The organism is Bremerella alba (genome assembly GCF_013618625.1).
GTDB classification, from domain to species: domain Bacteria; phylum Planctomycetota; class Planctomycetia; order Pirellulales; family Pirellulaceae; genus Bremerella; species Bremerella alba.
Window position 1 is genome coordinate 130,787 of record NZ_JABRWO010000008.1, and the last position, 14,122, is coordinate 144,908.

Annotated in this window: 9 protein-coding genes; 1 reads left to right on the top strand and 8 read right to left on the bottom strand. The window is 56.2% G+C overall.

From position 1 onward, the window contains the following. Position 1: 1 nt before the first annotated feature. The 4 genes from HOV93_RS14775 to HOV93_RS14790 form a co-directional block, all read right to left on the bottom strand. On the bottom strand, positions 2-976 hold the full coding sequence (locus HOV93_RS14775; RefSeq protein WP_207397285.1) for an ABC transporter ATP-binding protein: 975 nt from the start codon (positions 974-976) through the stop codon (positions 2-4). After that, positions 973-3,249: a hypothetical protein gene (locus HOV93_RS14780; RefSeq protein WP_207397286.1), complete on the bottom strand. Its 2,277-nt coding sequence runs from the start codon at positions 3,247-3,249 to the stop codon at positions 973-975. Before HOV93_RS14780 ends, HOV93_RS14775 begins: the two co-directional genes overlap by 4 nt. A gap of 230 nt (positions 3,250-3,479) precedes the next feature. Continuing rightward, complete coding sequence (locus HOV93_RS14785; protein WP_207397287.1) at positions 3,480-3,824, bottom strand: MazG nucleotide pyrophosphohydrolase domain-containing protein; 345 nt, start codon at positions 3,822-3,824, stop codon at positions 3,480-3,482. 12 nt (positions 3,825-3,836) lie between these two features. Then, on the bottom strand, positions 3,837-6,665 hold the full coding sequence (locus HOV93_RS14790) for a tetratricopeptide repeat protein (protein WP_207397288.1): 2,829 nt from the start codon (positions 6,663-6,665) through the stop codon (positions 3,837-3,839). A gap of 132 nt (positions 6,666-6,797) precedes the next feature. Here HOV93_RS14790 and HOV93_RS14795 point away from each other — a divergent pair, with 132 nt between their 5' ends. Continuing rightward, positions 6,798-7,118: a Rieske (2Fe-2S) protein gene (locus HOV93_RS14795; RefSeq protein WP_207397289.1), complete on the top strand. Its 321-nt coding sequence runs from the start codon at positions 6,798-6,800 to the stop codon at positions 7,116-7,118. Between the two features lie 14 nt (positions 7,119-7,132). On the opposite strand, the gene HOV93_RS14800 is transcribed toward HOV93_RS14795, so the two are convergent. The 4 genes from HOV93_RS14800 to infB all read right to left on the bottom strand — a co-directional run bounded on the left by HOV93_RS14800 (position 7,133) and on the right by infB (position 13,968). Next, positions 7,133-9,295, bottom strand: coding sequence for a tetratricopeptide repeat protein (locus HOV93_RS14800; protein ID WP_207397290.1), 2,163 nt, complete (start codon positions 9,293-9,295; stop codon positions 7,133-7,135). A gap of 225 nt (positions 9,296-9,520) precedes the next feature. Beyond that, the gene (locus tag HOV93_RS14805) at positions 9,521-10,462 is read right to left on the bottom strand and encodes a hypothetical protein (protein ID WP_207397291.1); all 942 of its coding nucleotides are present in this window, start codon (positions 10,460-10,462) and stop codon (positions 9,521-9,523) included. Positions 10,463-10,526: 64 nt separating this feature from the next. Then, positions 10,527-10,967 (bottom strand): 30S ribosome-binding factor RbfA, encoded by a 441-nt coding sequence (gene rbfA / locus HOV93_RS14810; protein WP_207397292.1) that lies wholly within the window; start codon positions 10,965-10,967, stop codon positions 10,527-10,529. Positions 10,968-11,007: 40 nt separating this feature from the next. After that, complete coding sequence (gene infB, locus HOV93_RS14815) at positions 11,008-13,968, bottom strand: translation initiation factor IF-2 (RefSeq protein ID WP_207397293.1); 2,961 nt, start codon at positions 13,966-13,968, stop codon at positions 11,008-11,010. Positions 13,969-14,122 lie beyond the last annotated feature (154 nt).

Consider the following 14,122-nt stretch of genomic DNA (forward strand, 5'->3'; position numbering starts at 1 on the left):
CCTAGCCCTCTTCCTTCGAGGGTTCAGTCGTCGGAGGCTTGGTAGCGGCCTGCTGCCCCATGCCTTTGGTGAGGGCCATGAACGCCGATTCGAGGTTGATTTCCTCTTCGCGGAACATGGTAATCTTGTGCTCTGCCTGTACGAGCATTGTGGGCAGGTCGCTGTAATCTTCCGCTTCCTTCTTGAGCGTCACCAACAGGTGATCGACACGCGACTCGATGCTTTCGACGATGTCGGCTTCTTCCAGCACTTTGCCGGCGGCGTCGTTATCGCCGGAGACAGAAACCAGGAGCGTGGTCTTCTGTTTGACCTGCTTCATCACCTCGGCGACCGAAGCGTTCACTTCCAGCACGCCGCGATCGATGATGCCGATCTTGTTACAAACGTCGGCCAGTTCCGGCAGAATGTGGCTGGAAACGACGATCGTCTTCCCCATGTCGCGCAGACGCTTCAGTAGGTTTCGCATCTGAATACGAGCACGGGGATCTAAACCACTGGCCGGTTCGTCCAGCAGCAAAACCTGAGGGTTATGAAGCATCACGCGGGCCAGGCCCAGACGCTGCGTTTGACCACGGGAAAGCGTGTTGGCGAATGCGTTGCGCTTGAATTCGAGGTCGACCAGTTCGAGCATCTCGTTGCATACCCTGGCACGTTCTTTTCCGTTGATACGGTAGGCGGCAGCAAAGAATTCGAGATACTCGATCACCTTCATGTCGTCGTACACACCAAAGAAGTCAGGCATGTAGCCGACCAGTCGGCGAATTTCCTTCGGCTTGGTGTAAATCGAATTGCCGCAAACGTAGGCCTCGCCCCAGGTGGGGTTGAGTAGCGTCGCGATGATCCGCATGGTGGTCGTTTTGCCGGCACCATTGGGACCAATAAAACCAAACACGTCTCCTTGGTCGAGATCGAGTTCAATACCTTTGATCGCGAAAAAATCGCCGTACTTTTTGGTCAGGTCGACAGTCTTGATCATCTCTGGGCTATCTCACTCGGGCTGCGCTTCTGGACGGGATAAATGATTCGCACGTACGACCACGATTGAGCATGGGCGTCGTCGACCGACTGGCCATTGACTTGAATCTTGCTCGGTGGGTTTTTGACTTTACCCACCAAGACGGCTCGGTCTCCTTCGACGTGCGAAGAGAGATCCACGTAACTTTGAAAGCGATTGGATAGACTGGTATAGCTGCGACCGCCGGCGGCGTTATGAAACATGGTGACCTCCATGATTCGCTCGATGTCGGTGCTTTGCCGGTCCCACAGTTCGCCCCCATCGGTCGATTCTTGAACACGACGTCGCTTGAGGACTTTTTCTGTGTTCTGGGCGGACTGGCCTGGCACGATGCGGGCTGTTCCGTTTGCCGGCAGCTTGGCAACAAAGTACGCCCAGCGGCCATGCAAGACATAGCAGTCGGTCAGTTCCATGTTCGTGGGATTGGTCAGCAGTCCTTCAATCAGTTGGCTTTCGCGTTCGTTGAGAGGTTCGTACTGGGTCTCGTTTAAATCACCCCACCCCCGACCCATCAGCGTTTTGGACGACCAGATCTGAATGGGCAGCTCTTGCAGCGATACCTGAGTCGTGTCGTCGGCTCGCGTGAAATCGAAGTCGTAAGGAGTAGGTACCGTGGAAATTGATTGACGAGCACTCATGCCACCCAGACCTGAGCCAGCGAGCCCTTGCCAGCTGACCAGTTGGTTCCAACGACGAGAGGGAAGCGAGGTTGGCTGGATGTCGACTTCGTATCGCAAGGAATCGGGGCTAAACAGATGGAACCAGGTGGTAGATCGCACGAGCTGGCTTTCCAGGTCGATGTCGACGACCTCGACGTGATTCATCTTCAGGGAGGTCCCCTTCCACCAGGTCGCCAGCGACCAGATGCCGGCACTGGCCAGCAAAATCAGTGCAGGAAAGGTTACCCAGGTCCATTCCATCCGCAGCCCGAACTTACGGAGAAAGAAGTAGTCGCCAGGGCCGATCAAGGCCAGGTAGGCGATGATGATGGCCCCAATCAAAAAGAATGAAACGCTACGAACGCCTGGGAATTGGTCGAGCGCCATTCGCAACTGTCCGGCGATGTCGGTGTAGCCGAAGTGAGCCACGCTGCTGCCGGACTGCATCGAGGCCTTCGACGTGTCCAGATGGTCGCTGATACTTTCCAAAAGAAGCTTCAGCAGCGGATCGCGGCCTGGCCAATCGGCAATGGGTGGAGCAGAGAGGTCGAACGCGAAGAACTCGACGATACCAAACCCTTTCGCACTACGAATCCACAGGGGAGTCGATGCCTGACGCGATCCTTCCTGAACGACAATGATGCCGGTGGGATCTTGTAGCACGGCGATCGGCAGCGGCTTTTGCACGGGGCGATCGACGTGCGCAACCGTGTTGATCCGCGCTTCCAATTCGGTCGTGTTGCGTATCTGCTGCACTTGGTCAAAGGTTCCCGGGCAAAAAGGAGCCAAAGGCTTGCCTGGGCCGATCAAGTCGGTGGCCCGGTCGCCTACCGAAAGGGTCATCTTGCCGCCTAGCTTGAGCCATTTCTCGATGGCCGCGAGTTGCTGCGGCTGCATGGCGTTTGCCTGGGCCGGATCGTTGGCCATCCAGACGATATGGTCGACTCCCTCGAGCATGTACCACGCATGTGGCAGTTGGGCCGTGTCCGTTAGGGAAACGAACGTTGTTGTATCGCTGAGATCCGAGGCATAACGCTGCAGGGCTTCGCCTAGTCCGACATCGGGGCCGATCTGCAGAAACAGACGATTCGAGGCGGCCACTGGCTCGGCCAATTGCGAAACGGCGACCTCGCGGATCGTGGTCTTGGTGCTACTGCCTTGGCCGGTAAGGAACTGGAATTTGAGCGCGGAGTTTCGTCGGCCGATTTTCAGAGGGACCCGATACAAAAGGGTGTCGTCTGTTTTCTCTGGCGCGGTCGCCATGATTTCGGTCGGCACTCCGTCGCTGTCTAGCGCAATGATCGAGACTTTGGGCGGCGAAGCGAACGCAGCGGATGGAACCTCCAGGCGAACCTCAGTCCAACTGCCGAGCTTGAAGTGACCGGCGATGCCCAACTGGGCGGTCAGATCTTGGAGGCCATGTTCGTTGGCCACCCACGAGCCTGGCGCAGAGGACTTGGGTGAGGACGATTCGTCTGATTCTGCATAGACCGATTCCCAAGAAGCGAACAGGCAGGTCAGGCTCAACGCCGTGACCAGACAGAAAGAATAATAGGTTGGAGTGCAACTCCGCATCGTGATACCAAAACAAGCCGCAGCTTGTTCTCTTTGTGTTTTCAAATTTCGGATGGTCGGGCTTGTCAGGCCAATTTTAGGTGCTCTTGCGGCGGCTTGCTTGGGTTAAACATCGTTAGGATCGAGCAAAAGCCGTGCAGCAAACTATTTAGGATAATCGGCCCCTGCTATTTGGGCGAGTCAACGCACACTGCGGTCGACCGAATTTTGCCGGAAGTTAACACCGCATATTACGGTTTTTCGGCGTCATCACAGGTACAAGCGAACTTTCCGCACCCTGGGCAGCCGCTGCCATATTTTTCGTTCAACGCTTCCGCTAAATCAATTCCGGCGACATTCGCGATGGTGGCCAGCCAGGCGATCACATCGGCGAACTCCTCTTTCCGCTCTTGGTGCGTGCCCCCTCGAAGTGCGGAGGAAAGCTCCCCCACTTCTTCCATCAGCCACATGAACGTCCCTTCGATTCCGCGCGTTTCATCTTTTTCGTAATACATCTCGCGAATCAGCTTTTGCAACTGACGGAATCCAACGTCGTCGGAGTTAGTCTGTTCGGGGGGATTTTCAGGCGAGCTCATGAGGTCTCTCAATTAGTCGTCGAGGATGGCTTTCGCGGCTGCGTTGTCGGGATCAAGGTCGAGAACGCGCTGGGCTACCTTTTGGGCCTTGTCCAGGCGTCCGGCCTGGTGGTAAAGCTCCGCGGCTTCGACCGACCACGATACCGTTTTTGGCCGCAACTGACCAGCAACCTCAAATTCGCGCGCTGCCAAATCCCACTTCTTCTGACCGCGATAGGCCTGGGCAAGTAACGCATGGGCATCGGCATCGGTCACTTGGATACCGATCACTTCGTACGCCCACTTGGCCGCTTCTTCCCACGACTCTTGTAGGAGGAGGATCTCGGCCATCTTTTTCCGTAGCAGCACATCGTGATGTTTCTGGACCGCAATCTTGGGTATGAGCTGCAACAACGCTTCGTTGTCCTTTTTGAGCAGATGGATACGAAGGATCGATTCCTGCCAATCGAGTTGGCCTGGTTCTTCTTCGGCCCCACGCTGGTATAGCTCTAACGCTTCGTCAAAGCGTTTTTGTTTGATACGCAGTCCGGCCAGCAGCGCGACCGCGTTGCGTTCAAAGCGAGGACTGCCGGCCGCCGTCTCGAACTCTTCAATCGCCTCTTGGGTGTCGCCGATGATTAGGTAGAGCCGCCCTTGAATGTAGTGGGCCAAAGGCTGGTCCTTGTCGGCGGCCAGCGCGTTCTTGGCATGTTTGCGGGCATCGGGCAGTGCCTTGCGTTTCAAGTAAATGTATGCCAGTTGAGCCTGAGCGTCGGCATCCTGGGGGTTCTCGTCGACTGTTTGATAGAGCTCGGCAAAGGACTGTTCGGCCTGGGTGCTGAGCTTGACCCCTTGCACTTCTTTCTTCAAGAACGCGACATACTGCTTCTCGAAATCGGCTTTGTCGATTTGAAACTCGTCTTGCAGGATTTCATCGGTCGTCTGGTAGTTGCGGTAGGCGGCCAGCATTTTGTCGAGCGCGTCGGGGCCGAACTTCTGTTGGATGAACTGCGAGTAGTAATAGGCCTGACAATAGGCCATGGTCCAGTCGTCCTGATCGCTGGGGCGAATGAAACCATAGTTGATCGTATCGAGATTGAAGACACGGTCTTCGGCTAGACGACGCGCGAGCAGCGGCTTCCATTCCGGTGGACGCTGTTCACTTTCGTACGAGACCGCCAAGGCCTCGGTGAACCAATGCGGAATGTTGAAGTCGGTTTGCTGCAGGTTCACCACATGCACAAATTCATGACGAATTACGTGCGCCCAGTTGTAAGCCTCGGATACGGAATCGGGGGAAGCCAGGGCAATCATTTTGCCGGCACATGCGCCGACCGTTCCGATATAAGGCAGCCCTACCATGCGAGCGCTGAACCAGCCGTGCCCGCTGGTGTTTTTGGCCTGGTTGAAAATTTCGATCAGCGACTTGTCTTTGGGGGTATAGCCTAAGCCTTCGCATACCTTGGGATAGACGTTCTCTTCCAGGAATCGCGACATGTAAACGGCCAGCAGACGATCCTTCGAGGGATCGAAGCGGATGATAAAGTGATCGGTTTCTATGGTTTCGTACGTCGCCAATACGTCTAGCACTTCCAGCGAGTTCTTCACGCGAACGTTGAACGGATCGGCCTCGAACGCTTCATCAAGCACCTCCTTGGCGGTCCCCTCCTCTCCCATACGCATGAGGACCATGCCCAGGTCGCCGTGTACGCCGATCAGCTGCGGCATCCGCTGCCGGGCTTCTTGCAAGTACTTCACCGCGTCGGGATATTTCCGCACGATATCGCATCCATCGCCCAACGCCGCGTAAAACTCGCCCAGGTTGGGATGCGTCTGTTCGACTTGGGTTAGAAGTTCACCGAAGCGGGTAGCCTCGCCGGAGTCCTCGTTTATCAGTTCACTACCGTCGTCGGCCAGCATCGCTGAAGCGAGATATCCTTGCGACGTTTGATTGTTCGGGTTGAGTTGGACAACTTCTTTCAAGATTGCAATCGCTTGCTCTGGCCGAAAGTCGGTCAGCTTGGCCTTCCCTTGAACCTGCTTGGCTTTGACATGCTGCGGATTGATACCGAGCGCTAATTCCGCCGTCCGCAGCGCGGCGTCGACGTTGTAGTTGCTCAGTTCGATCGCCCCTTTCTGGGCGTAGATGTCTGCGCTGTTGGCATTGATGGCCAATGCGTTGTTCAAGTGCTTGGCCGCCTCGGCCATGTTGTACTTCTCGGCGAAGAGCTGCGCCATGGCAAGTTCCGCTTGCCAGAAATGGGGATCGCGTCGCAGGACGTCCGGGTAGAGGTCGTTCACCAGGAATTTAAACTGGCCGCTGTTGCGTGTCCAACGAGCGTATTGCGATGCGGCTAGGCCTGTGTAGTACAGATCTTCGACCGAGTCGAAGTTGTCGTGCTGATTGTAGAAGTCGACGAACCACTCGTACCCTTGCTGCGCTGCTTCAATATCCCCCTGCACGCGAGCGAGTTCGGCATGCAGCCAACGGGCGAGTGTTTGCGAATTGTCGAGCGCTAACGCACGCTTCACGTTTGTACTGGACAGTTCCCACTCGCCCCGTTCAAAATGCAGACGCCCTGCTTCGGCCAGCAGCGCGGCCGTAGGTTGAGAATCCTGCACGAAGGTGTTGACGGCAGCGAGGGCTTCATCCCGTTTGCCTTGCGAGTCGAGACTACGCGCCAGCAAGATTACGGTGGGTGCGTCCGTCGGTGCGTCGCCGATCTTCTCGACGACTTCCGCGTAACGTCCTTGCTGAAGATTGGTGCGAAGTGTCTTCACGTCGTCAGAGATCGCGAAGTCGCAGTTCGAGAACGTAAACGCTACGGCCAGCAGTGCAATGGCGGCGTTATGGATGGTCAAGCTAACAGGCTCCTCCCCCTCCCCTGCCCTGTCCGGCGAAGAGGGAAAATTTTAGAATACAGTGTCGCCTTTATTCTAGCTGTACGCGTCTTCCAGGGCGAAGGTTTTTGCCCAGATCACGAGTTTGACCCCATGTCTGATTTTCATACCGTTGCCAAAGTTGGAGATATCCCCGAGGGGCAAGGTCAGGCCTTCAATATTGGGGGACGTACCGTCGCCGTGTTTAACACCAAAGAAGGCTATCAGGCGATCGACGATTTTTGCCCGCACATGGGGGCGTCGCTTGCTTCCGGCCCGCTGGAAGACGGTGTGGTTGTCTGTCCGTGGCATGCGTGGGGGTTTCAGCTGTGCGATGGTGCCTGGCTGGATAATCCCAAGATCAAGGTCGATTGCTTCGAGGTACGTGTGGTCGACGACGAGATCCAGGTTCGGGTGAATGAGAAGACGAACTAGTACCGTCCTGCTGATTAGGTGTGCGTTTTCAGCTTGGCTTCGACCTGCGTGAGTATCGCTGCGTCGGCTTCATCTTGAAGGACGCCGGTGGCTTGCTGCCAACTGGCAATGGCTTTCTCTTTCTTTCCGAGCGCTAGGTAGGCATCTCCCAAGTGATCGAAGACGGTACCATCTTTGCCATCGGCGAGTTTGGCGGCGTGCTCCAGGGTAGAAACCGCTTCCTGGTACTGCCCCAATCGAAAATAGGCCCAGCCGAGACTATCGAGGTAAGCGTAGTTCTCAGGCTCGGCCGCGACCGCTTTCTGAATCATAGCGAAACCTCGTCCGAGGTTCGTTTCGTGATCGATCCAGAGATAGCCGAGGTCGTTCATGGCTCCGGTGTCATCGGGGAATTCGTCGAGAATCTGTTCGAGCCATTCGGTTGCTTGGGGCAAATTGTCCTGCTGTCCGGCAATGACGGAGAGCAATCGCTTGGCGTCGCGGAGTACCTGACGGGTCTGCTGGTTCTCGAAATCGTCGGCGAACTTCTCAAGCAACGTGCGATATTCTTTCAGCGCTTCTTCGCTTCGGCCGGCGTGGTACAGGGTCCAGGGAATGCGGCTCCGCAAAAGGGCCGATTCTTCATCCAGCAGCGCGGCACGCTTGGCCGTTCGCAGCGCGTCCGACGTTTTGTCCTGCATCTCTAGCGTTGTTGCCAGGTAGAAATAGAACAGGGATGTTTGGGATTTGGGTAGGCCCAATCGAATGGCCGCTCGAAAGGCTTTTTCCGCGATCGCTTCCTGGTCACCGCGGAACGCTTGCAGACCGAACTGCATTAGAAACCGGGCCTCTTCCTGGTTGTCGAGGTCCGGGAAAGCGGCCTCGGCCCACGACCAGGCAGGGTCGCTTTGCTCGGCCAATTGATAGAGTCGGGAAACACCAATTCGCTCGTTCAACGAACGATCGGCAGGCGTGAGCGACTTCAAATAGGTGGCCAGTTGGTTCCACTTCTTTTGATCATCGATCAGTTTTTGGAGTGGCTCGGCGATCGTATCGAGGTTGTAATTTCCATCGAGCGATGTTGCTAACAACGAGACCAGCGAGGACCAATCGGACTTGGCGATGTAGGCCCGGCAGAGATGGTTTAGCGCGTCGGCGTCGGACTCTTGCTCGATCAGGGGTGCCGAGACGGCGATCACGTTGTCCCAGGCTTCCTGCTGGGCGTAAAGGCTGGTCAGAAAGTAGGCCAGCGGTGCGAAGTCGGGCGAGTCATCGTGTATCTTTTGTAGTCGATCGATGACTTCCACTTGCGCTTTCGCAGGACTGTCGGCCATCTGTTGGCGGACTTGCAAGAGCAATGAATAGGGCTCTTGGCCGGCTACGCGATGATCGGCGTTAAGGTATTCCTCGAGCTTGCTTTGGGCACCGGCCCAATCTTTACGAGCGACGAGAACTTTGGCCGAGTGAATCAGGTGGTTTTCAGGGCTGGAGTCGATCTCTTCACCCTTGGCGAACATCTCGGCTGCCTTGTCAGGCTGATCGGCTTGTAAGTAAACATCCCCCAGCTTTTCATAGGTCGATCGAAGCCCGCCGTTGGAAAACTGCTCGACGACCGCATCGAGGTCGAACTTATCAGGGTCGCCAATCATCTTCGCGACCTCGCCGGCGTGACGCGCGGCCATCTTGGGTTCGTCGTGCGATTGGTAGATGCTGAGCAAACGAAAATGGATGCCGAGGGCCTGGGTGTGGGCTCCTTCTTTCTTTAAGAGAGCCAGGGCTCGTTCGTAGAGTTGAATTGCCCGCTCGGTTTGGCCATCTTCCAGGCAGTACTGGGCGACGCGCTGCACGGCATCGGCCGTCATCGTGTTTTGATTCTCGGCCAGTAAAATGGCGTATCGCGAAGCGATTTCGTTTCGCTGCAAAAGAAAACCCAGACGCACGATCTCTTGCAGAATAGTCGCCGAACCAGGGCTCAAGCGGTAAGCACGCTGATAGGTTTCCAGGGCACCGGCCACGTCGCCGCGATGATCTTGAAGGCGAGCTTTGGTTAGTAGCGTTGTCAGGCGTAAACGATTCTTGGCCGATTCGTTACGAGGGGTTTGCTCGACAAATGGCTCTGGGAGCTGGGAAAAGGGAAGCTCGTCTTTGCCAGCGTTCGTAACAATAGCTTCTTCGGCCGAGGAACTTTCGGCAGCCATTACGGACGCGTAGTTGACATTCCCTAGAACGATAGCCGCAAGGACGGGAAGCATCCATGAACAGGGACGGTAGATCATAAGACCCTCAACCGGGCGAGGAGTGGATGAATCGATTCCTTCGCAGCGAATAAAATCTGCGCTGGATCGGCTTGCCTTGAATTCTATCCTGGACGGGAAAAATGGTCCAAGAGGAAACCCGCTACCTCGTTGGGCGGAGGAGCAGTTCTACTTAGGCTTCTTTTTGGTGATTCGGGTCGAAGTTTTCTTGGGGGCGGCCTTTTTGGTGGCCTTCTTCTTAGCCGGTTCTGCTTTAGCGGGCTCGGCTTTGGCCGTTTTCTTTTGGGCGGCCGTGCTGCTGGTCGACTTGGCGGCTTTGGTTGGTGCCGCTTTCTGAGGGGCGGCCTTCTTGGTTGGCGTCTTCTTCTTGGAAGAGGAATCAGCCGCCGCCGCTTGCTTTTTGGGTTCTTCCTTCGCTGCCGCCGGTTCTTCGCTTACGCGTTTGGGGAATCGCGACTTCGCGTCGGGAGCGATTTCAACGAGTAGATCACGAATTTTCTTCGAGAAAGGTGCCATCTGGAAATCGACGGCCAGTTCGTGAACCATGTCCGAGAACTCGACCCCCTTGGTTTTGGGAATGGCCCGTTCCATGCCGGGGACGGCTTGCTTTTCCAGTTCTTTGTCGGTGATCGCACCCAGGACAAACATCAGGTTCAACAGCGCTCGGTCGACGGGAATCGAATGGCCGCCGAGCCCGTGCTGGGTGACGTATCCGACGACAAACGGCGTAGCACCATACTTTTCGATGCTGTCGACGGCCTTGCCTTGGTTGCCTTTTTTCAGTCCTTCGAGGTCGTAAGTGTAGATGGCCTCGAAGACGTTCTGCAGCAGAGTCTTTACACGCGTCGCGGCAGCGTTAGCGGTGGGATGCTTGGAAAACATCTCGGCCAATTCCGGAACGCTGGTTACACGAACTTCGTTCCAGTCGAAGTATTCGCTTTGCAGCGTGCCGTAGCACTGCTCGGCAACTTTATGCGGAGCGTTTTCCAGGATAGCGGAAAACACCAGTTGCTCGAAGATCGTCCGTTTATCAGGACCAGCGGTCGTGTAATGCTTTTTGACGATCTTGTGGCAAGCGGTGAAGACGTTTGCTCGGTTTGCAGCGGCCATGGCGTTGTGTGAAGTCTCTTAGATGTGATGAACAGGATGAAAGGCAAGCGGATTCGCGGGACAACTACGAAGACTCTTTCGAGCCGTCGTCTTCCGGTTCGCTTTGTTCCGGTTCGCTGTCTTCGTCTGCCATTTTTTCATCCGAGACATCCTCGTCTTCCGACGGCGGCAGAACTTCCTTCAGGATTCGGCTGACTTCCAGCGACTGCTTCACTCCCTTGTCGATATCGAATTCGAGTTTGGGGATGTAGCGTGTGTCGATACGGTCCTTGATGCATGACTGCAGGAAACCGGCCGAGCGACGGAGACCATTGAGGCAGAGTTGCTGCTTCTTTTCGTCTCCCATGATGGAAACGTGGACCTTGGCGCTGCGCATATCGCCCGCCACTTCCACGTGGGTCACCGTTACGTCTTTCACGCGCGGGTCGCGCAACTGCGTCAGGATTGCCATGCTGACAACTTCCCGAATCGCAGATGCGGCTTTCAATGTTCGACGAGACGACATAAGTCCTTTCCCCCGTTGTTTGGGGCATCAAGTGGGGTGTTTAGCTGTCCAGGGTTCGAGCGAATTCCTCGACCTTGAAAGCCTCGAGAATGTCCCCATCCTTGATGTCGTTGAAGCCAGAGAGCTTGATACCGCACTCGTAGCCTTCGCGAACTTCCTTGGCATCGTCCTTTTCGCGTTTGAGCGAATCCAATGGATAGTCGCCGATACCGCGTCCGTCGCGGTTGACTCGGATGCGACAACCACGTTCGATGATACCACCCAGGACACGACAACCAGCAATGGTACCGATACGGCTGATGGTGAAGGTCCGCTGAACCAAAGCACGCCCCAGTTCCGTCACGCGGGACTCTGGTCGTAGCTGGCCTTCGAGCAGCAGTTTGATGTCTTCGGTCACCTTGTAGATGATGTTGTAACGGCGAATTTGAACGCCGCGATCATCCGCCATGCTGCGGGCCGCTTCATCCGGAATGACGTTGAAGGCCACGATGACCGCATCCGAAGCGGAAGCGAGCGTCACGTCGGCGACGGTCACTCCACCCACGGTGGCTTGCATCACGCGGACCTTGACTTCCGGGTGGTCGAGCTTGTCGAGTTCTTTCTGCAGTGCTTCGATCGTACCTCGAGTGTCGGCTCGTACGATGATGTTCAGGTACACAATGCCTGCACCGTCGCCGGCCAGGTTGCCTGATTGCAGACGTTCTTGGAAGTCCTCGAACGAAACTTTGACGGTGTGTCCGCCAAGTTTGTCTGCACGGGTACGATCGGATCGCATTTCGGCGATTTCGCGAGCGTCGGCGATATCGTTGAGAACGTAGAACTTCTCGCCAGCGCCCGGAGCCTCGTCGAAACCGGTGACGTTCACAGGGGTCGAAGTCGGTGCTTCTTCCAGACGCTTTCGTGAGTCAAGCGTGTCGTACATCGCTTTGACGCGGCCATAAGTGCTGCCGCACACGACGATGTCGCCGACCTTGAGCGTACCGTTTTTCACGATCAGCTTGGCAAGCACACCGCGGTCGGACTCTTGTTCGGCTTCCAAGCAAACACCCACGGCATCGCGGTTGGGGTTGGCTTTGTATTCGTGGATTTCGGACGTCAGCAAGATGGTTTCCAACAGCGTGTCGATCCCTTCGCCGGTGATCGCACTTGTCTTCACCACTTCCACATCACCGCCCCATTCGGCAGGTAACAGGCCATGCTGCGACAACTGCTGGAGTGCTTTCTCTGGGTTGGCCCCAGGCACGTCCATCTTGTTCAAAGCGACGATAATCGGAACTTCGGCCGCTTTGGCGTGGCTGATCGCTTCTTCCGTTTGCGGCATCACACCGTCGTCGGCGGCCACAATCAGCACGGCAATATCGGTGACGTTGGCACCACGGGCACGCATTTCGGTAAACGCTTCGTGACCTGGCGTATCGACGAAGGAGATTTTTTTCTCACCCTTATCGACAATGTAGGCCCGAATGTGCTGGGTGATCCCGCCTGCTTCGCCACTGACGACGTCGAGACCGATGATTTTGTCCAAGAGAGACGTTTTACCGTGGTCGACGTGACCCAGGAACGTAACCACTGGGGGACGTTCTGCCAGGTCGCTGTCTTCGTCGATCTGATCCTCGATCTGCGAGATGAGGGTATCTTCGATCGTCTCTGGTTCTTTGATCTTGAGATCGACGCCGTGTTCGGCTGCAATCAGCTCGGCCGTTTCGGTATCGAGCATCGCATTGATGGTGACCATCTGGCCAAACGACATGAGTGTTCGCTGGACAACCTGGGCAGGCAGCCCGGTCACTTCAGAGAACTCACGCAGCGAGCATGGCATTTCCAATGCGACGTCGGATTTCCGAGGAGCAGCGGTCGAAACCTTGGGGCCAGACTTCTCGCGACGGGGCCGATAACGGCGACCTCGCGAATCGTCCCCGTCTCCACCGAAGCCTGATCTAGAACGCTTCCGGCCTTGGGTTCGGGCGTCACGGCTACCGGCCATGCCGGCCATACCGGTCGACTTGCCCTTCTTGCGGGCAGTCTTGGAAGGTGTTTCGCTTTCTTCGCGAACGTCTGGCGTTTCAGATACACCCGTCGCGGACTTGCGATCTTTAGACTTCCGCTTCTTTTCGTGCAGCTTGGTGAATTCTTCGAGCGGTGCTTTCTGCCCCTTCTTGGCGCCTTTGATGGCTTCCTTGGGCAGTTGCATGATCGGCTTTTGAGCGGCTGGCTCTTTCGAGACGGTCGGCTGCTTGGGGGCCTGTGCCGTCGGCATCTTGGCGATCTTAACGACCGGCGTTACCTTCTTCGGCTTGGGCTTTGGCTTATCGCGGTCGTCATCTTTCTTCTGAGCACCACCGCCGCTACCGCCACCCAGGGTGCGAACTTTACGCTGCGAACCAATCGCGATGTAGTCGCCGCGGCGAATACTGCGAACCGGAGCGTCCGGATCCACTTTGGCTTTTGGTTTGGCTACTTCTTGGTCGTCGGCCTTGTTCGGTTCGGCATCGTCAGCTGGTTCTTTGGCGATGACCTCTTCTACCTGTTCTGGCTCAGGTGAAGTTTCCGGCTCAGAAGTTTCTGTTTCTTCTGGAGGAGCAGGTGCCGGCGTCGATTCTTCCGCCGTCGTTTCTGCTGGTTGGGCTGGCTCCTCGTTGACGACAGTAGCGTCATTTTCCGCTACTTCTTCTTCCTGAGAAGCGTCTGAACCGTCCTCGTTAGGCTGCGCCTTGCTGCCCAGAGGGCCGCCGAGGGTGCGAATTCGCGAGGGTTTGGCTGGTTGCACCGGGCGTTCAGGACGCATCGGTTCGTCGACTGCCTGGCGGCTTTGCGAGCCGCGGCTACCTCCGTCGCTACCGGAGTCTTTATTCAGAAATGCCTTGACTTTGACGAGTTCGTCATCGTCCAGGCTGGCAAGTGCAGACCCCTTCCCAGTAACGCCTGCACGGTTGCAGATGTCGACGAGTTGCTTGCTATCTACCTGAAGTTCTTTAGCTAACGCGTAAATTCGTATGGGCACTTTGGCCTTCCTGCTGAGTTTACTGGAGGTGACTCGGAGGATGATTACCTCACAACTCACCTTTTACCGGGACCTAATATCCTACGTCCCGCCAATTATTTTGCCAACCACGAGCCAACTTGCTAATCGTTACAATCGCAACTTGGCGAATCCG